The 22,879-nt window shown below is 46.5% G+C and carries 18 protein-coding genes; 3 read left to right on the top strand and 15 right to left on the bottom strand.

What is annotated here, in order from left to right:
* Positions 1-229: 229 nt before the first annotated feature.
* Positions 230-856 (bottom strand): hypothetical protein, encoded by a 627-nt coding sequence (locus tag AMS66_RS16580; protein WP_053781868.1) that lies wholly within the window; start codon positions 854-856, stop codon positions 230-232.
* Positions 857-1,326: 470 nt separating this feature from the next.
* On the opposite strand from AMS66_RS16580, the gene AMS66_RS16575 reads away from it, so the two are divergent.
* Complete coding sequence (locus AMS66_RS16575) at positions 1,327-1,701, top strand: BlaI/MecI/CopY family transcriptional regulator (protein WP_053781867.1); 375 nt, start codon at positions 1,327-1,329, stop codon at positions 1,699-1,701.
* Between the two features lie 9 nt (positions 1,702-1,710).
* On the top strand, positions 1,711-2,958 hold the full coding sequence (locus tag AMS66_RS16570) for a M56 family metallopeptidase (protein ID WP_053781866.1): 1,248 nt from the start codon (positions 1,711-1,713) through the stop codon (positions 2,956-2,958).
* Between the two features lie 181 nt (positions 2,959-3,139).
* Here the strand turns inward: AMS66_RS16570 and AMS66_RS16565 are convergent, their stop codons facing one another.
* From AMS66_RS16565 to fba, 13 genes are all read right to left on the bottom strand, one after another.
* The gene (locus AMS66_RS16565) at positions 3,140-5,188 is read right to left on the bottom strand and encodes a glycoside hydrolase family 16 protein (protein ID WP_053781865.1); all 2,049 of its coding nucleotides are present in this window, start codon (positions 5,186-5,188) and stop codon (positions 3,140-3,142) included.
* A gap of 201 nt (positions 5,189-5,389) precedes the next feature.
* Positions 5,390-6,961 carry a response regulator gene (locus AMS66_RS16560; protein WP_053781864.1) on the bottom strand — a complete coding sequence of 524 codons (1,572 nt, stop codon included), beginning with the start codon at positions 6,959-6,961 and terminating at the stop codon, positions 5,390-5,392.
* A 3-nt stretch (positions 6,962-6,964) separates the two neighbouring features.
* Positions 6,965-8,800 carry a sensor histidine kinase gene (locus AMS66_RS16555; RefSeq protein WP_053781863.1) on the bottom strand — a complete coding sequence of 612 codons (1,836 nt, stop codon included), beginning with the start codon at positions 8,798-8,800 and terminating at the stop codon, positions 6,965-6,967.
* Between the two features lie 75 nt (positions 8,801-8,875).
* On the bottom strand, positions 8,876-10,537 hold the full coding sequence (locus AMS66_RS16550) for an extracellular solute-binding protein (protein ID WP_053781862.1): 1,662 nt from the start codon (positions 10,535-10,537) through the stop codon (positions 8,876-8,878).
* 252 nt (positions 10,538-10,789) lie between these two features.
* Positions 10,790-12,337: a right-handed parallel beta-helix repeat-containing protein gene (locus AMS66_RS16545; protein WP_053781861.1), complete on the bottom strand. Its 1,548-nt coding sequence runs from the start codon at positions 12,335-12,337 to the stop codon at positions 10,790-10,792.
* A 51-nt stretch (positions 12,338-12,388) separates the two neighbouring features.
* A complete protein-coding gene (locus tag AMS66_RS16540) occupies positions 12,389-13,342 on the bottom strand; it encodes a carbohydrate kinase family protein (RefSeq protein WP_053781860.1) in 954 nt (317 codons plus the stop codon).
* On the bottom strand, positions 13,339-14,643 hold the full coding sequence (gene melA, locus AMS66_RS16535; RefSeq protein WP_053781859.1) for an alpha-galactosidase: 1,305 nt from the start codon (positions 14,641-14,643) through the stop codon (positions 13,339-13,341). The genes AMS66_RS16540 and melA overlap by 4 nt, the downstream gene beginning before the upstream one ends.
* Before the next feature lie 18 nt (positions 14,644-14,661).
* Positions 14,662-15,486, bottom strand: a complete 825-nt coding sequence (locus tag AMS66_RS16530; RefSeq protein ID WP_053781858.1) for a carbohydrate ABC transporter permease — start codon at positions 15,484-15,486, stop codon at positions 14,662-14,664.
* Between the two features lie 21 nt (positions 15,487-15,507).
* Positions 15,508-16,443 carry a carbohydrate ABC transporter permease gene (locus AMS66_RS16525; protein WP_053781857.1) on the bottom strand — a complete coding sequence of 312 codons (936 nt, stop codon included), beginning with the start codon at positions 16,441-16,443 and terminating at the stop codon, positions 15,508-15,510.
* 15 nt (positions 16,444-16,458) lie between these two features.
* Positions 16,459-17,751, bottom strand: a complete 1,293-nt coding sequence (locus AMS66_RS16520; RefSeq protein ID WP_053781856.1) for an ABC transporter substrate-binding protein — start codon at positions 17,749-17,751, stop codon at positions 16,459-16,461.
* Between the two features lie 71 nt (positions 17,752-17,822).
* The gene (locus AMS66_RS16515; RefSeq protein ID WP_053781855.1) at positions 17,823-18,623 is read right to left on the bottom strand and encodes a DeoR/GlpR family DNA-binding transcription regulator; all 801 of its coding nucleotides are present in this window, start codon (positions 18,621-18,623) and stop codon (positions 17,823-17,825) included.
* A 184-nt stretch (positions 18,624-18,807) separates the two neighbouring features.
* On the bottom strand, positions 18,808-19,737 hold the full coding sequence (locus tag AMS66_RS16510; protein WP_053781854.1) for a 1-phosphofructokinase family hexose kinase: 930 nt from the start codon (positions 19,735-19,737) through the stop codon (positions 18,808-18,810).
* Positions 19,734-20,600, bottom strand: coding sequence for a class II fructose-1,6-bisphosphate aldolase (gene fba / locus AMS66_RS16505; RefSeq protein WP_053781853.1), 867 nt, complete (start codon positions 20,598-20,600; stop codon positions 19,734-19,736). The genes AMS66_RS16510 and fba overlap by 4 nt, the downstream gene beginning before the upstream one ends.
* A gap of 326 nt (positions 20,601-20,926) precedes the next feature.
* Here fba and AMS66_RS16500 point away from each other — a divergent pair, with 326 nt between their 5' ends.
* Entirely contained in the window at positions 20,927-21,970 is a 1,044-nt protein-coding gene (locus AMS66_RS16500; RefSeq protein ID WP_053781852.1) for an SIS domain-containing protein, read from the top strand.
* A 347-nt stretch (positions 21,971-22,317) separates the two neighbouring features.
* Here AMS66_RS16500 and AMS66_RS16495 read toward each other — a convergent pair whose 3' ends face one another.
* On the bottom strand, positions 22,318-22,773 hold the full coding sequence (locus AMS66_RS16495) for a hypothetical protein (protein ID WP_330219321.1): 456 nt from the start codon (positions 22,771-22,773) through the stop codon (positions 22,318-22,320).
* Positions 22,774-22,879 lie beyond the last annotated feature (106 nt).

Here is a 22,879-nt window from a genome sequence, read left to right as displayed (position 1 = left end):
ATCATTCTAATCATATGGCATCAAACACATCCTACGAATGGTTATTCTCGTTCATAACGTACTCTCTACATATGATTGCCAAGAAAAAGCCGTTCATTTCATTCAACACCATGTAGCGAGCGACGCTTAAATATTATGGCACCATTTGGTGTCCAGTCAATACTAACTGTTATTCAACTCATATTCAAAGCGTCCGTTGTCACACTATGTTGCTCCGAGCCCTAACCCCCTAAGCTTTTGCATATTGCAAAATTGCCGTCGCTGCACGGATTCGCAGTTCTTCTTCTTCGCAATGCAATGCGTTTTTTAGAACATTGAGCGCTTCTTGAATAGTGCCATCATCTACTCTAACTGAAGAATGATTATCTCCTTCAGTGGTTGTAGAGGTGATCGAAACCCAGGGCTCCAGTTGAGCCTGGGAAATTGGATGTTCGAATTTTGCAATAATTGAGTAATGACTTACAAGTGCAAGTACTTTGTCATTTAACTCTGCTAAGGGAATGCGCCCCAGCCAGGTAACTCCTCGTCGGTGGCATATGTATTCCTCTCCGATTCCGTTGGAATCATCGTAAAAATAATCTCCCAAATCCCCAACATATGCCCATTCATCATCGTCTATCAAGACATAATCCCCATCCTGCATGACGTAGACAAAGGTATGGAGCGTGTCCAGGACATCACTAAGTTCCGTCTTTCCTATCCTGTAGCGTCGAACTAGTTGCTCTTTCCATTCTTCTGCAGGCTCGAGCTCCAAATCTCCTGTAGCCGGCCAACCAATACCGATAAAGTTATTCTCCAGAAACGATGCGGTCCAGTCGATCTCTTGCAGTGTAGATTGTATATGAAACAGATTCATATGATTTCTCCTCTCTCTATTAGAGATTTCAGGATTTAAGACTAAGTATATACTCCAGACATTCGTCTCTGCATTAAAATCAATCAAAGATTGAGTTTACTATATATGTTCAACTAATCATTTACACGAGAACGGAGAGGAAAGGAATAACCTGAAGAAGCGAAGCGTTTACCTAAAAGCTTTCTGAAAGAAAGCTACATCGGAAGCATATGCTATCCCCGGATTTCCCCTTTTAAAAAAGGAATCAAAAAAATCTGGGGATAACAGCGATCGGAAGATTGTTCTGTCATCGGAGTGTCAGTGTAAATATTCATTAGTTGAACTTATATAGCTAGTAAAAACCTGACTTTGGTTTCGCAAAATCCTTTCGACACTTGACTATCCACTACACCTTGTAGTAAATTAATCGTACTACGTAGTGTAGTAATACCATTCGTTATGGACGCATAGCGATGTAAGGAGTGTTCACCGTGAACCAACTTCAAAAATTATCGGATACTGAAATGGAGCTGATGGAAGTGATCTGGGAGTGTGAGCCACCTGTCACCTCCACAGAACTGCTGAACATGTTTTCCCAAAGGGGTAAAGCATGGAAGGCGCAAACGATCTCCACCTTTCTCTCTCGGCTGGTAGACAAAGGGGCTCTTACAGCTACAAGGCATGGACGGACCAACAAATATGTCCCCCGTATTTCGCCCGAAGATTACAAGCTTTTGGAGACACAACAAGTTCTGGATGGATTATATCAAGGCTCTGTAAAAAATTTGATTTCAGCTTTGTATGATGGCGACAAGCTTTCTGATCAAGACATTGCAGAGCTGAGACAATGGTTTTCAGAAAAGTAGGTGTAATCTATGAATACCATTCTTGTATTACTGTCTACTCTGACTGTTGCCGGAAGTGTCGTTGTCGTTTTCATTCTGTTATTGCGCCTCGTTCCCTTTCAAGTCTTCCCTGCTAAATGGCGTTTTGGAATTGGGAAAATGGCTTTAGGATTGTATCTATTGCCCATCTTTCTGGCCTTTCATTGGATTTTTTCGTTGTTCCCATCTAGTACTACAGTAAACGAGCTACCCTTAACGGTTCAACATGTGTTACCTGGACCCTTCAATCCGGCTCCTGCCATCCAGGTACAGACCATTTCAGCAAACAATGCTCTCGCTTTTATATGCTTATGGGTAATCGGAGCCATAGCTTTTCTAGCATGGCAAACATATTGTTATCGCAGGTTTCTCAAAAAATTAAAACTTACGCGAACCACTGTTCCGAAAAACAGTGAAGTTGCTATGCTGCTCCCTGTAATCAAAGGGAATCTGGGTCTTAAGAGCGAGGTTTGGCTTGCATACAGCGCTATGATTCGCAGTCCTTTTCTAATTGGGCTGAGGAAACCGACTATTTATCTACCTATGAAGAATTCTGCAAATGTGGATATCGGTATGGTGTTCCATCATGAACTGATCCACCTGAAAAGGAAAGATCTATGGATCAAGGCGCTCATATTAGTAGCTCGTGCATTGCATTGGTTTAATCCATTGGTTCACATACTTTCCAAAGATATTCATAAATGGAGTGAACTGTCCTGCGATGAAGAAGTCGTAAAGGGAATGTCCTATGCAGATCGTAAACGCTATGGGGAAACGATTCTTAACGTAGTGGCTGGATCAAGGAATTTACCCTTACAATTCTGCTCCTCTTTATCCGGGGACGGTAAACAACTAAAAAGGAGATTAACTATTATGCTTAACGTAAAGAATGTGAAAAAGAAAACCTTTGTTATAGCGATATCAACACTATTTCTAGTAGCCGCAATTAGTACGGTGTCAACGGCTTGGGCTTCCAGCAACACTCCAAGGGTGATTGCGAGTGAGGAAGCTTCGACGGTAACGCGTCCATCAGCACAAGCCGCAGTTCGTGAAGAAGCTCCTGGAGTAACACGTTCGGCAGCACAAGCGGTAGCTCGTGAAGAAGCTCCTGCGGTAACTCGTGCCGCGGCACAAGCGGCAGTTCGCGAAGAAGCTCCTGCGGTAACACGTTCGGCGGCACAAGCGGTAGCTCGCGAAGAAGCTTCTGTAGTCCCAGCGCAAGCAGCTTCGAGTAATTAAAACAATTTTTCATGGAATTACAAAATACGTTTGAAACTGACCGGCTGCTTTCTCAAACGACAGAGACCAACAACATTATTGTTGTTGGTCTCCCTTGTTTTTTAGCGTTCAACTTGCCACATCACCGATAACTATGGTGAATGGCCTCGACACGACCCCAATCGCGGAAACGGCTGTTTTATTACTGTTCTTTATACACACGTACATAATCCACTTGCATAGTTGCCGGGATATCGGACGCGTTCGGAGTACGGCCACCGTCGAAGTTTCCGCCGACTGCCAAGTTCATAATGAGGTAGAACGGCTCATCAAAAGGTGCGTTCGGATTATTCGGTGCAGCTGCGGAATACCACTGCTGGTTGGTGACTTTATAGAAAAACTTGCCGTCGACATACCATTTAATGCTGTCCTCTTCCCAGACTACAGAGTATACATGATAATCATTGGCAAAAGTTTGCCCTTCTGGGAAGTGATAATCACCACCCGAAGACTGGTTCACGGGCCATTGTCCACCAAAGTGTATGGTACCGCTTACAGATCCTGGCAAACGTCCTCTCGCTTCCATGACATCGATTTCACCCGATGCAGCCCATGTGCCATATACTGAATCTTTTGGAAGCATCCACAGTGCCGGCCAAACGCCATCACCTGTAGGAAGCTTGGCACGAAAATCTACTCTGCCGTATTTCAAGGAGAGTTTATCCTTGGTGTTAATCTTACCCGAGGAGTACTGTGCATACCGATTCGGATCCTGCGGGAAAGATTTGCTATCGTTCATGGCTTTGATATTCAGCTTTCCGTCTTGGACAAATACATTTTGGGTGCTGTTCGTGTAATGCTGCAGTTCTGCGTTGCCCCAACCCCAGGTAGCAGGATCGTTATTGAGATAATAGCCAGTTTCATAGTTCCATTTACTTGTATCGAGCGTAGTTCCGGTGAATTCATCCTGCCAGATGAGATTCATGCCCGAGATAGCCGGGTCAGTTGGTGTTCCGATCGCAATATCCTCTTGATCCGATACATCCGGACGCGGAGCATTTGGATTACCGATGAAGGTATAGTTTACGAAGTTGTTGCCTATATTTCCACCCGCCTGTCCGTTCAACGGATAGCCGATACGGATTTGCATATTTTCCTGGATTGGCTGGAACCAAAGACCATAGATATAATCGGCCCAGTATCCCCACTGATTGGCATCAGACATATTGTTGTAGCCATTAGCGGAGTATGCAAATTTGCTCTGACTGGAGTTACTCAAATCCACCCATTGCCCATTGATGTTAATCTGGTATACGAAATTGCCCAGTTCCTTGGCGATTGCCGCACCCCCGTCAATTTTGGGAAGCGGTACCCCAATGGAACCATTTGCATCTGCTGTAAAAGTTGTTCCTTCGTATGGCGTAATGACATATGAATTTCTTGTCGGTTCATTAAAGGTAATCGTATAAATGAGGTTAGCCGAAGAAGTCTTCGATTCCAATTTCACATTGATCGACTCCGTTACGGTAAACCAGTATCCGCCCCCACCATCGGTGAATTGGCCGAAGTTGTGATCATAGATCCAGCCACTGGCTGCGTTATTGTCAATATCAATCCATGTGCTGCTATTTACAGGTTTTACATACACCTTCAAATCATCAGCTACGGCTTCATAGGTTACCGCAGAATCATTGTTGAACGTTGGATATGTAAAACCTGCACCGCCTGTGAAACTTGCTGTAATCTGCGGCCCTTGTGTCGGATTCATAGCCGTAATGGTTGTTTTGTTTATGTTTTGGAATACAAGTTGATATTCAAGCTTAACACCATTCGCTTTGGAGTACAGTTGAATTTCGGTTGTTGCGGAGAGGGTGAACCAATAGCCATTGAAGCCGCCATCGCTCCAGTGCCCCCAGTTTTGGTTATAGATATAACCGCCTGCCTGGTCAATATCAACCCAGTTGTTACCCACTTTCACATTGACACCCACGTCACTGTATACATCGTTCCACGTAGCGGAACCTCCATTGAACTTAGGCATAACAAATCCGTAGCTAGCTTTGCCAACTCCAGATTTTGAAATAACAGGTCCATCTGCTGGTGAAAAGTACTCCATTGAAGTAACTGTGGTTCCAGCTGCTTGAACTTTTGAAGTTGGCAACACGCCAACACTAGCCAGCATCACAACCACTAAAAACAAACCAAGTACCTTCTTCATCAACCGTTTCTCCGCAAAGTGAGATGGTTTCATAATTGCCCTCCTTTGATAGGATCATAGTTTCTCCCAATCTATGCGTATAAAGGAAATCGCTTACATCGGGGAATATCTTTATTCTATCGAATAGGATAATCTGCTGAAAAGGTACAATTATTTTTGTTGTATCCCAATTTTTTGGGTTTTGATTCAATGTGCATTCTCACTCCAAAGAATTTTCCTTGTAAGCATGCTGCCTCAGGGTGTTGAGCTGCGGTACTGCACTTCACTTTCTACCTTTTGCCGCATCATTTGTCGGTACTCTGAGGGTTGGATCTGCATCACGAGGCGAAAAGCCCGTGTAAAGCTTTTGTAGCTTTCATAACCTACCATAGCAGCCACCTCGACAACTTTATAATCGGTTTCGGCTAGGAGCCGCCGCGCTTTATCCAGACGCACATCTCGCAAGTATTCGGCAAAACCTTTGCCAATATTCTTTTTAAACAGATTTGAGAAATAGGCATAATTAAGTGAGACATGATTGGATACCATTGCGAGGTCCAGCGGCTTATGATAGCTCTCGTGTATAAAACGTATGGCTTCATTCAAGTCCTGCGAATTGCGATAGCTGTGCTTATATTCAAAATAGAACTGATTCAGCCGAAGCAGCTGCTGTTGCAGCGCTTGAATATAATCGCGCATTCCCGGATAATCAAAGAGATTACGCAAAGACTCAAGATCCAGCGCCTCCTCCCCCATATAGGGGCGAATAATACGCTCGTACTCTTCCATCATCTTCACGGTAGCACCGCAGAGCTGCTGGGTATAGCGAATATGATAGCGTTGCAGCACATTTTTGTGAAATATTGCGGAAATGCCTTGGGCGATTTTACCACTATTGTCGGTCCCAACGGATTGGAACAGATCATAAAGCTCTTCATAGGGAAGTTGCCACTGCTGCTCCATATGCTCAATATGTGCTGGCAGGATACTGTACTGATCTGGAAACAGGTAACTATGGCGGTATAGCTCAAGCACTTGTGTGTAGCTGCCTGGCAGCACCTTTAATCCCTGCTGAGGGTCAGTCATGACGGTTACAGCATCGATCAGTGCTACCTTCAGCGCCGCTGGTAAAGCATCCGGATCTATGGCTCCATCCACTGCGAGAATCAGGTACGGGCTGTGTTGCAGGCAAATACAGCCTTGTGTACCGAACACATCATAGGCAATAGCTTCCATGCTATGGGCGCTGCTCGCCCCTGGCTGGTTAATCCAACATTTCTCCCGAAGCAAGCATAAGCGATAATTGTGCCATAGGGTAGGATGGTGGTCCTGGATTTGGAGGATCCAGGCCTCATCGTTTAACGCACCTTGCATAAACATTCGTAATTCTTTACGATCTGTCTCTTGGGCGAGACGGGATATATGCTGCATGTTGTGCGTAAGTGTCTGCCGTGTTTGGATTTCTTGCCATACATGGTCTAACGAAGTTTGCAAATCCTCCCGCTTTAGGGGTTTTAGCAAGTAGCCCTTTGCCCCAAGTTCGATGGCTCTTTGAGCATATGTAAAATCACTATAACCGCTAATAATGAGGTATTCCACCTCAATACGCTCCTCCTTCGTTTGTGCCATGAGCGCCAAACCATCCATATCCGGCATCATAATATCGGTAATAACGATGTGAATGCTGTGCTGGCGCAAAAGATTTAGCGCCTCAATCCCGCTCGCGGCACAATAAATGTTGTTCAGTTTTAGAGGAAATTGATGTAGCATCGCCTGCAGACCGTCACGTATGTGCTTTTGATCGTCCACAATCAGAATGTTGATCATCTCCTACCACCCTCCAAGATTTATATTTTCCCAAGGCAAGCGTATCGTTACACAAGTATAAGCGCCCTGAACACTATCAATCCAAAGACCGCAACCCTTGCCATAATGAAGCTGCAGCCGCTTATTCACGTTTTCCAAACCTAATCCGTTCTTGCTGGTAACCATCGGCGTATCCGAATCTCCCCGCAGTGCCGCTTGCATTCGGACTAACATCTCTGGGTCTAGCCCCACTCCATCATCTTGTATCTTAATGAGCAAGCGGTTATTCTCCACTGAAACGGTCATCTGAATACAGACACTATCTCCTGAAGGTGCAGCGTGATGAACTGCATTTTCAACAATGGGCTGCATGCACATTTTAGGAATCGCATAGCGAAGCACCTCTTGCGGGAGATCTGCCGTCAATTTTATGCTGCCACCTTCCATTAAATTAATAAATTGAATGTAGCTTTGGATATTGGCAAGTTCCTCACGAAGCGCAACGGTATCGCTGCGCCACTTCATGCTGTAGCGAAGCTGTGAGCCTAATGATACCAATGAATTGGCAATAGTGGGTTGCCGTTGAACCTCTGCGAGCATACGAATAGATTCCAGTGCATTATACAAAAAATGAGAGTTAATCTGCGAATGAAGTGAGTGCAGCTGTGCGTTTTTGGCGATTAACTGCTTATCCACGACCTGTGTCATCAGACGTTTGACCTCATGTAACATTTTGTTGTAACTCACAGCTACCTCATCGATTTCATCCCCTCTCTCATTTTCATCTAGACCGGTATCAATCATTGCATCCAGCTCACCTTTCCGAACCTGACGCATTGAAGCCAGTACGCTGTCCAGCCGTCGAAAAATGCGCCGAGTTGTATGTGACACGAGTAGCATGATCAGCAGCAATACACATAATGTAATCGTTACCACAAATGCATACCAGCTGCGAGGCCCCTTCATCAATGCCTGATGGGAGGCAATATCGACCACATAAGTATTCAGCGGAGCGATGTAGCGGTACAGTGCATAGTAGCTCTGATCACCCACCTTAATTTTAACGGGACTTTCCTGCGGCAGTACATCCAACTGGCGATGAATACTGCCAAGGATATCGACCAGCCCTTCCCCGGCCTTTCGAGAAAACTCATGCTGGGGATTGTAAACATATTGGGGAGGATCGCTTTCGTTCATCAAAACAGAAAAAAAATCTCCCTTGTTCTCCTGGAGCAGGTCGCTGAAAAACATACTGTGCTGAACGCGAATTTCCATGATGCTAGGTCGTTTTTTCTCCTGACCCTGAAGACGAACCAGTCGATAGTAGGATAGCGTATGATCTCCGTCCTTAAAAGAAAATAAACGGTATGCCGCACCACCTTCATCCCGAAGCTTTGCCCAGTAATCCTGCGGCCAAAATTTCTTGTAATGATAGATTTCAGGCCAGATTTCATACAAGTTCGGGTTATCGACATAAAAGCTGAGCTCACTAATCATCGCATTGCTTTGAATGATATTTTGCATTTGTTCAAATTGGTTTTGTTTAAATTTCACCAGTCGTAGTCCATCCACAATCATATTGGAATGAATAAAATCCACAAATGCCTTTTGAGTAAGTGCAGTTGTGGAAGCGTTATCAATGATGTCCATCCTGCTGCGTAATTGTTCGTTTAACCATGAAACGTGGCTATTGCCTGCTGCCATAGCATCCTTATACAGCTGGCTTTCCTGCATGCGAATATATAAAAAGGACACCAAAATAACAGGTATGGCAATCATCAGGCTAAACGCCAGAAACAGCTTCTGGGATATACGCGAATTGCGGTAAAGCTTCCTCAGTCTAGTCAGTAGATATTTCATTCTGATGCCCTCCCCACCTTTGTTATACCATATATTACAAGTTGTCTGATAGGTAACGAGGCTGATAGGGAATGGTTATTCCGCCATCTTTGCTTTTCGCGCATCCAGCTCGGCCTGACGGTACTCCATTACCTGATTAAAGCCGTAATTCACACGGCGGGCTAGGAAATTTTCGAAAATCTTATCAAAAGCAGCTTCATCTTTGGCGGTAATCAGTTCTGGCAGCACTTCTTCCCAATTCTGAGAAATACGTGACCAGGCTAACGCTATATCGGAATCTCCTACAGGATCTATTCCCTTATAGATGCCGCTGTCCATATCAGCCTGTTTGTTGGCGAACTCCTCCATTTGCTTAACGGATGGAGCCTTCTCCGGTCTCCACTGGTTAACAAAAGCAGGGTTTCGCAGCATCCAGTAGGTATCCATGATACCGTATTCCTTTTCCAGCCGCTCCCTATCCTTGTCAAGCAATTGGACCATTTCCGCCTTCAACTGCGGTTTGCCATTTTCCATCGTCCATGTTTCGCCTTCTTTGCCCAGAAATACATCCCTTTGGCCTTCTTCACTGGCGAGATAGGTCAAGAAGCGGATGGCTCGTTCAGGGTATTTGGTGGATTTGCTAATCATCGTAACCATCCAGCCGTCCATATTGCCGGGGAACAGTCCGGCGGAATCACCTTGTGTGCTTTGCGGGCCATCCACAGCGATGTAGTACGAATTCGGATATGCACCTGCGGCCAATATCGGATTGATAGCCGCCATGCCATTCCACTCGCGAATCATCATAAAATAGCGGGCATTACTGGTTTTTTCCTCTACCTGAGCATTCGAGTCCACCATAAAATCCACATTAATCAAGCCACGCTCATAGGCTGTGCGGAAGGTTTTGAGCCAGTTAATATAGTCCGGGTCGGTCATACGGTCGTTAAATTTACCGTCCTTTTCATGTGGAATAGCCAGCAGGTTCTGCAGGTAATCGGTCATCCCGTAAGAGACATTCCCCTGAGCGAAGAAGGGGCTGATGAGCTGACCTTTATAAACAGAATACTGATCCTTTAACAGTTGCAATGCGTTCAGAAAGCCTTCCGGAGTGCTCAAATCCGGTCTGCCCATAGCCTCATACAGATCTTTTCGCACCAAAAAGGTTTGGTTGGCAGCCGTCAAACCAGTTGCTTGCATCTGCTTGGGGCTGTATGAATCATTTGGAATGCCATATGTATTTCCGTTTTCCTGACGATACCACTTCAATGTACCGTCGCCCGCGACCTTGAAAAAGTAGGGATCATACTGCTCGGCCAATTCATTTAAGGCATATACCTGATCGCCTTCCCACAACTTATTAATCGCACTTTCCCACGAGCCTATTGTCATCAAATCCGGCAGCTTACCGGAGGTCATCATCAGCGTAATTTGTTCGCTCGCTTCACCGGATGGCACTTCAAATTTGACACTAACACCTGTTTTCTCCGTTACATACTTGGAGGTCAAGCTCTCACCCCAGGTGTGTCCATACCAGTTGGCACCTACGAACCAGGTCAAATCCACAGGAGTCGTATCAAGCTTCCATGCGGGTTCATCGGGATTCAGCTTGTATTCAACTGGTTGTAGTATAAGATGAGTGGTCTGTGAGGGTGATGGATTTTCACTTTGCTCTGACCGGGAACACGCAACCAAAACGAGCATTAAGATTATGATCCAATAGATGGCCATACTGTGCTTGATGAAACTGGTTTTCATTCCAAATATCCTCCTTTCTTTGCTACAGTTGTGAATTAACCTTAGCATTAATCATGTTATAACCGATTTTACTATCCTTGGCTCAAAATGGAAATGCAGCTCCTTACCTAAATATGGATTGAGGTAAGATCCAACTCAGACACAACCATTTTAAGAGGGTTATTAATATTTAAATAAAACAAAGGCAGCTGATTATTCAGCCGCCTTTGTTGGATTGCCTTAGGGAAGAATCTTCCCGTTAGATTATAAATCTTACTCGTAAGCGCCGATATTCACAGCAGCTCCCTGTACTCTTGGTTTCCCCTCAATGTCCAGTGTTCCGATGATTGCACTATCCGTATTCCCTGCATCAATCGCTGGAGATGAAGATTGAAGATGGAAATCGTAAACTGAAGCATTCACAAACTTGGGATCAACGAACAAGGAGTGTGCGTCATTGCCAGTTCCCGTTTTGTAAGCGGAGAAACCGGTGTAGTCTTTATTTTTCCATGTCCAGTTCGCTCCACTGCTACCTGCAGGAGCAAAATAGAGATTATAATCCACAACGTTTCCAGAATTCTTAGTGTATTCATTGTAAATCAACACATCTGTGGAACTGGCTACGAAAATGTTGTTCTTAATTACATTATTTTGTGTATCAAACTGAACGTAAAGCTGGCCGCTGCCATCGCCAAGCGTGTCATTTTTGTAAACCGTATTGTTAACGATCTTACAGTTTACTGTGGAGCCACGCTTGTTATCGTAGCCACCCATGGCAATGCCGGTTAGTCGGTTGTTGTAGACTGCGTTGCTGCGCACAGTAATATTGCTCGTGGACTTACCGGCATGCTCTGACGCAATCTCGATACCGATATCATTGCTATAGCTGTAGTTCTGCTCAATAATACTGTCCTTGCCACCATCAACATAGATGCCATCGGCTGCATTACTGTTATTCGGAAGTGACTTCCCGTATGAAGGATTATTATTGGAAGAAATATTGTAGACTCTGTTGCCCTTTACGAGTCCGTTCCGCACTTGATCGTAAGCCGTATTCGGCGCTTTACCCTCATAACCGATGAGATCAATACCAATGTTGTCGTTATCGTGAATGACATTGTTGGTCACCGCGAAAGTATCTACGTTACCGTTCAGAACCAGTGATTCGCTGGAGCCGAGGACGAGATTGTACAGTTCATTACCGTTAATCGTAATATCGTGAATGGAGTCCGGCGCTTTTGTGCCATATACAGCGATCCCATGTGCGTCACGTCCAAGCAGATCACTACCGGTTGGGGTAGCCGTGTTTTTAATATCATGGACTTTGTTACCGGACAAATTGATGAAGCTGCCTGATCCGTGAACATAGATGCCTACGGGCATGACGTCCTTGGTCGCCGTGGTATAATTGCGAATTTCAAAACCCTGAACGGTAACGTAATTCACATCGGTCAGGTCAATCAGCCCTTCAATCCCGCTAACTGAAAGTCCAGTTCCGTCAATAATTGGAGTCTCCGTGCCATCGTTAGTGAATACAATTGGTCCCTGTGAAGCGGAGCCTGAGCGGGTGATCTTCAGCTTCTGGTTGTACACACCGCCGCGAACATGTACTGTACTGCCTGCAGGAACAGCATCCGCTGCGTGTTGAAGCGTCTTCCATGGCGCGCTGCTCGTTCCCGTATTGGAGTCATTTCCACTTGTTGCCACATAGTAATCCGTGCCTGCTGCGGCAGCGGATGAGGACCATTCAATCCCTGAAACCAGTCCTATCCCTACCGCCATACTTAATCCCACCAGCAATGTTTTACCGAATTTCAACATACCCTCAACTCCCTTTGATTAATGGGTTGCGCAGAATAAAGCCAGACCTTACTATTTAAGCCCTTCTTGCAAATGAAGTACAGTCTCCATCGTCGGCAGGCTACCTGTGCCTCCGATGCCAAGCGTGGACAATGCACCACATGCATTGGCAAACCGCAGCAGTCCGTCGCCCCGTATTCCGAGCAAATATCCATATATAATTCCTGCGTTGAAACAGTCGCCAGCTCCTGTCGTATCGATAGGGCTCAAAGCGTAAGATCCGGCCGATATTGTACTTTCGTCCAGTTCGCGAAGTGTAGCACCTTTTGACCCTTGTTTGACTGCTACAATTCCCGCCATGGCAGGAAGCATAGAGTCAAGCACATCGGCTACCCCGTCGGCAGGGAAAATGTGCAGCAGTTCATCCTCGCTGGGAATAAACAAATCAGTCTCTGCCAGTAGTGCACATATTCCATCGCGATCCCATTGATTGGATACATCCCACCCTGTGTCAAAAGATGTGCTGATCCCATTGGCCCGCAGCTTTGTAAAAAGTCCAGGCCAATGGGGCCTCATTCCATCCTGTAAATAATAGGAACCAAAATGAAGATGTGTGGCCTGCTGCAACAGTGACTCTGGAATATAATCCGGAGTCAACAACGGGATGCTGCCAGCGTACGTTAACAGTCCGCGGTCTACGGGTGTGGATAGGGATAAGGTCACACCTGTCTTGATACCAGACAATCTGGTTACATGCTCTGTATCCACGCCCATACGCTGTAGCTCAGCTATACAGAACCTTCCGAAATCGTCATCCCCCACGACGCTGACGAATCTCACATCCGCTCCCAAGCTTGCCAGCGCACAGGCGGTGATTGCCGATGAGGAACCCAGTACAACCTCAAAGCCATCGACCATTTTCTCCCGATTCCATTCCGGCATCACATCCCTTCCGGATACAATGACGTCTACATTTAGCTCGCCAGCGATGACGACAACGGGACTTGCTTCCTGTCTCTGCATCATTTCAACACCGGAACAAACCCCTGTTCCGCCTCATACAGTTCATCGAACATGCTTCCGATTTCCTCCAGGGAGCACACAGCAGCAGTTAGCGGGTCCAACATCAGTGCATGGCGTGCCATTTCCTTGTCACTCCTCCGCACAGCTTCCACAGCCAGGTCAAAAAAAGCCATATTTGAGCGGCACAATGCGGCCAAATGCTCGGGCAGTCTTCCGAAGCGGCAAGGCTGAACGCCTTTCCCGTCAACGAGGCAGGCCACTTCCACCACACCGTCAGGCTGCAAATTTTCAATCAACCCCCGGTTTGGAACGTTACCATAAATGACCTTCGGCTCATTCTTCAATACTGCTTCAATGATAATAGCTGCATATTCATTACTGGATTTAAGCTCAAGCGGTGCCGTTCCCTCAAGTTGCGAAACGATCTGTTCATCATTCTCCCTCCGCCAGATCGGCCAGTTGTCAGCATAGAACCCTGTGGCTCCGTTATAACCTGTGCTGCAGTGCTGATCGATAAGCGATTGGCGTTTTCGGTAATACGGGATATATTCCGAGAAATGGCCGCTGGATTCCGAGACAAAAGCTCCTAAATATTTCATGGCATCCAAGCGGACCGGATCCTGTCGTAGCAGTTCAGGAGTAGATTGTATTTTTTCCATAAGAACAGGATACAGATCCTTCCCTCCGTGAGACAGCTCCACGAACCAGGACATGTGGTTAATACCACCGGCTTTCCATGACATTTCTTCATAAGGAACTCCGGCATATTCGGCCAGTTGAGCCGATGTGTTCTGGATCGAGTGGCATAGTCCTACTACCGGAATGTCCGTAATGCGGGAAGTCAGGAGTGTAACCGCAGACATCGGATTGGTATAGTTCAGAATCATGCAGTCCGGGCAGAGCGCTTCAATGTCCCGAACGATCTCTATCCAGCTGGGAAGGGTACGGAGCGTCTTGAACAGTCCTCCCGGTCCCAACGTATCGCCAATGCATTGTTTCACCCCGTATTTCAGCGGAATTTCATATTCATAACGAACTGTCTCCAGCCCGCCGACTTCAATTTGGTTGATCACGAACTGTGAACCGCCGATTACCTCTCTGCGATCAGTGGAGGCAAGCACCTCCCACGTCTTCCCTGTCCGTTCCACGATCTGAAGTACAAGTCTGCGTGCCAACTCAAGCCGCCGTTCGTCGATATCAACCAGGGCAATGGTGCCACCCTCCAAGCCTTCAATCAGCAGAATATCCATAGCGATCTCGCGCGTAAATGCACTGCCTGCTCCGATAATTGAGATTTTAGTCATAACTTTTCTCCTCACCCGTTATTTCATGCCTGTCATCGCCAGGCCTTTAATAAATTGCTTCTGGAAGATCAGGAATATTATAATAACCGGTATCGTAATCAGCACCGCAGCTGACATGACGACATTGTAGTTGACCTGATGCGTTCCGTTAAAATAGACCAATGCCAGCGGAACGGTCATTTTGCTCTCATCATTTAATACAATCAATGGCCACAGATAGTTATTCCAGGAGTTCATGAACGTGAATATCCCCAAGGCTGACAGCATGGGCATAATAAGCGGCATAACGATGCGAAGCATCAGCCTGAATTCGCCTGAACCGTCTATCCTTGCTGCTTCCAGCAGCTCTTGTGGAATCTCTTCAATGAATTGTTTAGCCAGAAATACACCGTAGGAGCTGACCAGATTGGGCAAAATGATCGCGAGCAAATGGTTAACCAGTCCAAGCTCAGCGGTAATCAGATAAGTTGGAATCATAATAACCTGAAAGGGAATCATCATGGTTGCCAGGATCAGAATGAATAGCAGTTTCTTGCCTTTAAACTGATGCTTGGCAAATACATATCCGGCCAGAGCACTGGTAAATAAGGTAATTACCGTTATGATGACGGATGTCACCAGGCTGTTAAACAGCCACGTAACAAACGGCGCCTCGCTAAAAACCGTTCGGTATCCGTCCAGGCTCGGCTTACTTGGAAACAACCCGCCGGAACCCGAGACGATGTCCATGTTGCTTTTCAGAGATGACAATACCATCCAGGCATAAGGCAAAAGCATAATACAGGCTATGACTGCAAGAACTGCGATAGTGACGCCTTCCCATAGACTTAACTTACGCGGCATCGGCTTCTCCTCCTGTTCTCCTCAATGTTCCCATTGTGTGCGTCCCCATCGCAGTTGCAGCAGCGTCACAAGCAGGATGATCATTAGAAACACTGTCGCCATAGCGGATGCGTACCCCATGTTGGAACTGGAGAATGCCTGTTCATAAATTTGCAGTGACAGCACACGTGTTTCGTTGAAGGGTCCCCCCTTGGTCATAATCTGAAATTGTGGGAAGGCCTGAAAATAGGAAACGACTGTCGTGATGGAAACAAACAGCAGTGTTCTGCGCAGCAATGGCAGTGTGATGTGGAGAAAGACATGCCAACGGCCCGCCCCCTCCAGTGTCGCTGCTTCATAGTACATATCCGGGATGGAATCCAGTCCGGCAATGAAAAGAACGATGTTATAGCCAATATCAGCCCACAAGGTCATCATAATGACGGAGTAGAGCGCATAATGCGGATCACTGAGCCACTGGATTGGGGCCATATTCAGCTTGGCGAGCAGCATATTGAACAAGCCGTCATTGTAATTGAACATGGTATTCCATACGATGGCCGTTCCCGCCAGCGGAGCGATTGTCGGAAGAAAGAATACAGTCCGAAAGCCATTTTTGAGCCATGGTATGCTGACTCGCTGAATCGCTGAAGCGATCAAAAGCGTAATAACAATGTTAATCAATACAGCGATAAATACAAATTTGAAGGTTACCCACAATGACTTCAGAAATATGGAATCCTGGAACATGCGGATATAGTTCTCCGCGCCCACGAATATCGCGTTTGAGCTGAGCGGGTCATACTTGAATGCGGACAAGCCCAGGCTCCATGCGATGGGAAGGAATGCAAACACCCCGAACAGAAGCAAGATCGGTACGAGTGAGATGATGATGAACCTTCGTTTTGCCCTGTAAGCTGTCGACTTTGCCGCTGGGTTAACCTTTTCCGCCTTGTTGGTAGATATAGCAGTACTCATGCCCCAGCACCCCTATCACTTATGTTGATCCTGATTATCGTTGATCGTCCGTTCGCTGTTCGCCAATCCGTCCTCAACACTTTGCTTTCCACTAGCCATCAGTTGAAAATTGTCGTTGATCTGCTTGAAGAAGAAATCCCTGTCTGCTATAGGGCCAATCCATTGACCTAACGCCAATATGTCCAGCGAGGGCTGTAAATGAGGATTGTTCTTCAGGAATTCCGGGTTTTCAGCAATTTCCTTTTTGGCTGGAACGGTAAAGGTGTCCTTATTCCATGTCGAGAGGTTGTCCTTCTCCGAGATGAATTGGATAAAATCAAGCGCGGCCTCTTGCTGTTTGCTTTGCTTTGATACCGCAAGCCCCCAACCGGATTCAGCAGCAAAAACGGGTGGATTCTCCGTAAAGGAAGGCACCGATACGTATTCAAAATCATCTACCTTATAGTTGTTCTGCCCCGCAGCAATTGTCCAGGGGCCGCGATAGGTCATCGCTGATTTCCCCTGAAAAAAATAGTCAGAGGTATCAAGCTCACCACCGAAAGTGGTTAAATCTGCGACTTTGTCATCAGCTACGAGTGAAACCAAGGTGGACATGGCTTTCTGAGCCTCCGACGTGTGAAAATTAACATGTCCGTCTTCACCCATAAAACTTGCGCCCTGCTGCAAAATGAGCGATAGGAAAGTGAATGTAATATTGTCTGCCGATACAAAATCGAAGCCTTTCACTTTTATGATATCGCTTTCACGCATAGTTAGTTTTTTGGCGTAATCCACAAGTTCTGTCCAGCTTGAGGGTGGATGATCCAAGCCTTGTTCTTTGAGCATTTGCGGATGAATCAGCATGCCACCGTTCTCAATGTTGTATTCCAGCGGCAGCCCATATAACTTGTTGTCTCGCAAATATCCCCCCAGGGGGGCATCATAGTATGCTTTTTTTACATTTTCACTATCAGGGATCTCAACAAGCAGGTCGTTCTTGGAATATTCGGGCACCCAGGTGCCGAAGAATTCGGCAATGTCGGGCGGTTTCTTCGCGGAGAATGAAGCTTTCAGCTTCTGGCTGTATACATCATACGGAAAGGTCTGATACTCGATCGTTACATCGGGGTGTAAGCTCTGATATTTGGATATTAATTTCTTGTAAGCGCCCACTATGGCGTCTTCCTGATGACTCCAAAAGACCAGATTCACCTTGCCTTGCGAGTCTGCAGATGGTTCGCCGCTGGAAGTGGAAGAACTGGAACAGCCCGCTTCAGCGATTACAACGCAAATCATCGCAAGGATCAGCATAAACTTGGAAAAATGCATTCGCATATCCTCCCTTGTTCTGCAAATTAGCCAGCATCTGAAGGGAGGGCCGTTTTGAGAATCAGGCGTACTTATATAGAAGCATTGTGATCTGTAGTTGTATGTATAGCAATCTGCTGCTCCTTGCACGCTTGCTCAAACCATCCCTCCGGCTGCTTATTCGTAATTACTCCTGTCACCTGATTCAAGGGAGCAATAGTAAACAAAGCACTTTTCTCAACCTTGCTTTGATCGAATACAGCATAAACCTCGCTGGAACGTTCCATTGTTAATTGGGCTATACGGGCTTCAAGCTCGGAATGCATCGTAAAGCCGAAATTCTGCGTTACTCCGTCCACCCCGAGAAACATTTTCGTAATGTTAATTTTGTCGATTACGCTTTCCGCCAGCGGACCGCACAATTCGTAGCTTTTGGACCGCATAACGCCGCCAATGACTACGACCTGAATATCTTCGGCATCAGCCAGTTCATAAGCAATATTCACCGCGTTTGTGACAATCGTAATATTACGTCGCTTTTTGAGTGCTTTCGCAATAAAGAACGTCGTTGTACCTCCCGTCAGGCAGATAATGTCACCCTCTTCAACGAGGGCGGCGGCCGTGGCGGCGATCCGTTCCTTATCCATCCGTCTGAAATCGCGTTTTGCTGCAAAAGGCAGCTCCGATACCGCCGAAGTCAGACTCCCTTCATAAATGGCTCCCCCATTTGTTCGAATAATCTCGCCCGCTTTTTCCAGTACATCCAAATCCCGCCTTGCGGTTGCTTCCGAGCAGCCGACCGTTTGGACAATCTCTAGCAGCGATATTTTTCCATGCGATTTAATCAGTTCCAATGTTTGTGCTCTGCGCAGTTCACCCTTTGAATATTGCATAAGTCTCTCCTTTAATATGTCTGGGCTTGTATGATATCCGTTAACTTTAGCCCGTGCTAGCTCTATTGTGTAGGATGAAAGGAAGGATTGCAATATGCCGAAGTGAACTGCATCCCATAAGAAAAACATCTATCTGACGGTTATACTTGAGGGATAAGAAGCTGATTTCCACAACCTTCAACCTTCACAAGGGAATAATCTGCACCTGATGTTCGTACTCCTCAAAAAGACCATAGTCGATGTCACCTGCTTTGGAAGACATTGCATTGGCAGCTGCCGCCGTGACAGCCGTTCGCAGCCTGGACTCAGCCGAATCGCCGCGCTCTGCCGCATACGCCATGCCACCAACAAAGGCATCCCCGCATCCTACCGTGTTTACGGGCTGAATGGCTGGCGGCTTCACCATATACGCTGTTCCGTTTAGAATGGCCAGAGCACCGTTACTGCCGAGTGTTATGCACACCTCGTTAATTCCCTGATCAGCCAGCATGTGCGCTGCACGGGTCCATTCTCCTACATCGCTTGGCTTCTTCCCCAGCCATTCGGCCAGTTCCTGCTCATTCGGCTTTATGAAATGAGGCGCTGCACTCAACCCAACGTTGAAAGCTGTTCCCCCAGTATCCAGAAAGGCTCGCGCGCCTGCTGAACGGACAATGCGTATCAGTTCTGCGTACAGGGTATCCGGTGCGCCTGGGGGTAAACTTCCAGACATGACGACCACACTGGACTGAATGGCAAGCTCCTGTACTTTGTTCTTGATCGCTTCAGCTTCGGCCTCTAACATGGTTGGACCCCGTCCAAGCAGCTCGGTAGAGCTCCCACTGGAATCGTCCAGAATGTTAAGGCAGACTCGTGAGTCTCCCGTGGATTGGATAAAAGCAGTTCGTATCCCCCGTTCAGTCAGACTGCTCTCAATAAATGCACCGTTATTGCCGGCAATAATGCCTGTAGCCGTGACTTGACCGCCAAGCTGCCGAATCACTTTGGCTACGTTATTGCCTTTGCCACCCGGCTCGTTAACCTCTCGGATCACCCGTTGCACTTGGCCTACGCCAAACTTGTCAACGTACAACGTCCGGTCAATGGCCGCATGGAGCGTGACTGTGGTAATCATCGGGCCACGCCGGCTCTTCCGGTGCATCCGCATAACTTCATTTTCTCCATGGCAAGCCGTTTAACCGCTTCCTTCGCCGGAGCCATGTATTTGCGTGGATCATTCTCTTCCGGATGAACTAAGAATACATCCTTGATGGCTTCAGAAAACGCAATACGCAGCTCTGTGGCTATGTTTACTTTCGACATCCCCAGAGCGACCGCCCGATGAATTTGTTCAGCTGGAATGCCCGAACCACCGTGCAATACCAAAGGAACCGATACTCGATTCGCAATGTTTTCGATTCGTTCAAAATCAATGTTCGGCAGCCCCTTATAAATACCGTGCGCGGTTCCGATTGCCGGAGCAAGGGTAGTTACGCCGGTACGTTCAACAAACTGTACGCAATCTTCGGGATCGGCCAAGGAAGCATGCTGTTCCTCAACGACAATATCGTCCTCAACGCCGCCGACCTTGCCAAGCTCCGCCTCCACGTTTACACCAGATGCCTGAGCAACTTCCATCACTTTACGGGTTAGGTTCACGTTTTCTTCAAAAGGGTACATGGATGCATCAATCATAATAGATGTATAGCCTGCTCGTATGCATCGGATAATTGTCGAAAAATCAGTGCAGTGATCCAGATGAAGTGCGATGGGGATATCCGTCAAGTCCGCTGCGGTTTTAGCCGCATGGGCAATGTATTCCGGACCCAAATGGTTGACTGTGCCCACCGTGGTTTGAATAATCAGCGGTGATTCGGTTTCCACAGCCGCTTCAACGACAGCCTGAAGCATCTCCAGAGTGTGTACGTTAAATGCAGCGATGGCGTAATGGTCCCTGCGAGCTGTTTGCAGCATTTCAGTGGACGAGATCAGTGGCATATCTATTCCCCCTTAAAAGGTTGCGTCGCTTCCTGCTTCAAGGGTCCAATGGGTACCCTCTATCAGCAGGCTACATAGCGACGATTTGAACGATCCTGCACCTCCCTTCACGGGTCAGATGAGATTGGGAAACATTTGATAATTTTAAGCTTGTGATCATAATAATCTTTTTATTTGATTAAATCAATCATTATTTTGGAAAACTATTGCAATTTAGTGCGTTATAAAGGCATAATTATGATTAACACAATCATTAAACTTTATATTTGATCGAAAAGATCAAAAATTGAAGTTATCAATCTAAATCATTCCCGGGAGGTATTTTTATGAGTTTGACGTATCGTGAAGTAAAAGAACAATATAAGGCCTTGCAGCAGACTTACAACTATTTACTGGCCAAACGCACGGAGTTTACTGCCTTTGTCCAAGCTCAAGCGATTACCTCCGTAACCTTTGTTGGCGCCGGGTCCAGCTATTGCTTGAGCGAAGCGGCCGCTTTTTCCTTCCGTTTGCGTGCTGGCCTACCCTCAATGTCACTTGCCGCTGGTGATCTAATGCTCCATGCAGATCGGTACCGTCCCATGTTGGAGGGCACCCTGATCATAGCGCCGTCTCGATCTGGCAGCACCAGTGAAGTGGTTGAAGCGCTACGTTTACTCCAGTCCGATCATCGTATTCCATTATTAACGATCTCTTGTGTAACGGACTCGCCGTTATCTAAAAGCGCCGATTTCCCTTTGGAACTGCCCTGGGCTTTTGACCATAGCGTCTGCCAGACCCGTACAGTAACCAACCTGTATGCGGCCAATCTCCTTCTCGCTGCTTTTCTTGCTGGAGATGAGAACCTGATTATTGACATGCAGGAAGCGATTCATCAAGGCCAAGCCTACATGGAACGTGTAGAAGACAGTATCCGCCGCGTCTCCGACTTCAACTGGACGAACGCGGTCCTGCTTGCAGACGGTGAACTACAAGGACTGGCAGCCGAGGGCGCCATCGCTTTGACCGAAATCGCCAAGACACAAGCCCACGCATACCACCTTCTTGATGTGCGGCACGGGCCGATGGTCACAGTGGGTTCGGATACGTTAGTGATCGCAGCCTTGTCGGACAGTGGTATTGAGCATCAGCGCAATCTGTTGAGAGATATTAAGGAGCGTGGAGCCACCATTATTACGTTTGCCGATCGGGCGAAGGGCATTTCGCAGGAGCTCTTTGACCTTGAGATCACGACAGATCGTCCACTTGATACAGCGGTGCGGGGTATCCCTTTCATTTTCATCTCGCAAATCGCTGCTCTTGCCAATGCTGAACGCCATGGTATTAACCCGGATCAACCCGATGGGCTGGTCGCCTGGGTCAAGCTGTAAGAAGAAAGCTTAGTTCATTCGATCTGCTTGGACGGTTGGAAAAGGGGAAATTTCTGAGGGAACTCCAAAGACTTCTATTCGAGGCAGAATAGAAGTCTTTTACTTGAAGGTCAAGAGTGAATTTCATACGTTCTGTGAGATAATTATGCAAACATTTAATATGAATGATATAACGCTAGAATTATGATTTGGTACATAATAAACATATAGTAAGGTACACGCAAACTTGATATCTGACCCTAGCTATTGATAAAAAGTCGCCATTTCTGGCGACTTTTATTTCTTGTTCATGCCCTCTTATCTAGTATAACGCCATGAGATACTCAAGTCGTTAGATGAACTGTTTATTACAATCCAATAAACATATTTCTGCTTAACGGCCCCCAATTTCCACCAGTGAATCCTGATCTTCCTTCCAAGTTCACAAAGCATGGGAGCAAAATATAAAGAACACCCATAGTCGCGTTTACATTGAAGGTTATGACAAATCTCGTTTTGGAATTATTGATTGGAGCTATCATTCCCCGATCAGCACGAATCGTATTTTCTTTAGAAATAGCTTCTCCCATTCCTAAACTGGCTATGTCTGATGGACTAGACATATTACTTCTTATCCAATAATTCGATATGTTTGTTGCTGATGCTAAATCCGCTGGCTGATCATACGTCACTACAATTTGATTGGATGCGACTTGCCTAACCTCCACAACAACAGGATGAGACATCATGGCTTCTCTTTCTCTTCCCCCCATGTTCTCGATCCAATAAGGATGTGTTGTATTGGAATGATCATTAACTGACATTAGATTCCCTCCATGGCTAACTTCAATAGTCATTTGTCCTGAAATAATGTATGTAGGTGAATGACTATTGGTGTTTTTAAAAGGCATCGCGCATCACCAATTTGTG

The sequence above is a fragment of the Paenibacillus xylanivorans genome, from assembly GCF_001280595.1.
GTDB lineage: Bacteria > Bacillota > Bacilli > Paenibacillales > Paenibacillaceae > Paenibacillus > Paenibacillus xylanivorans.
This window is presented reverse-complemented; position numbering and strand designations above follow the sequence as displayed.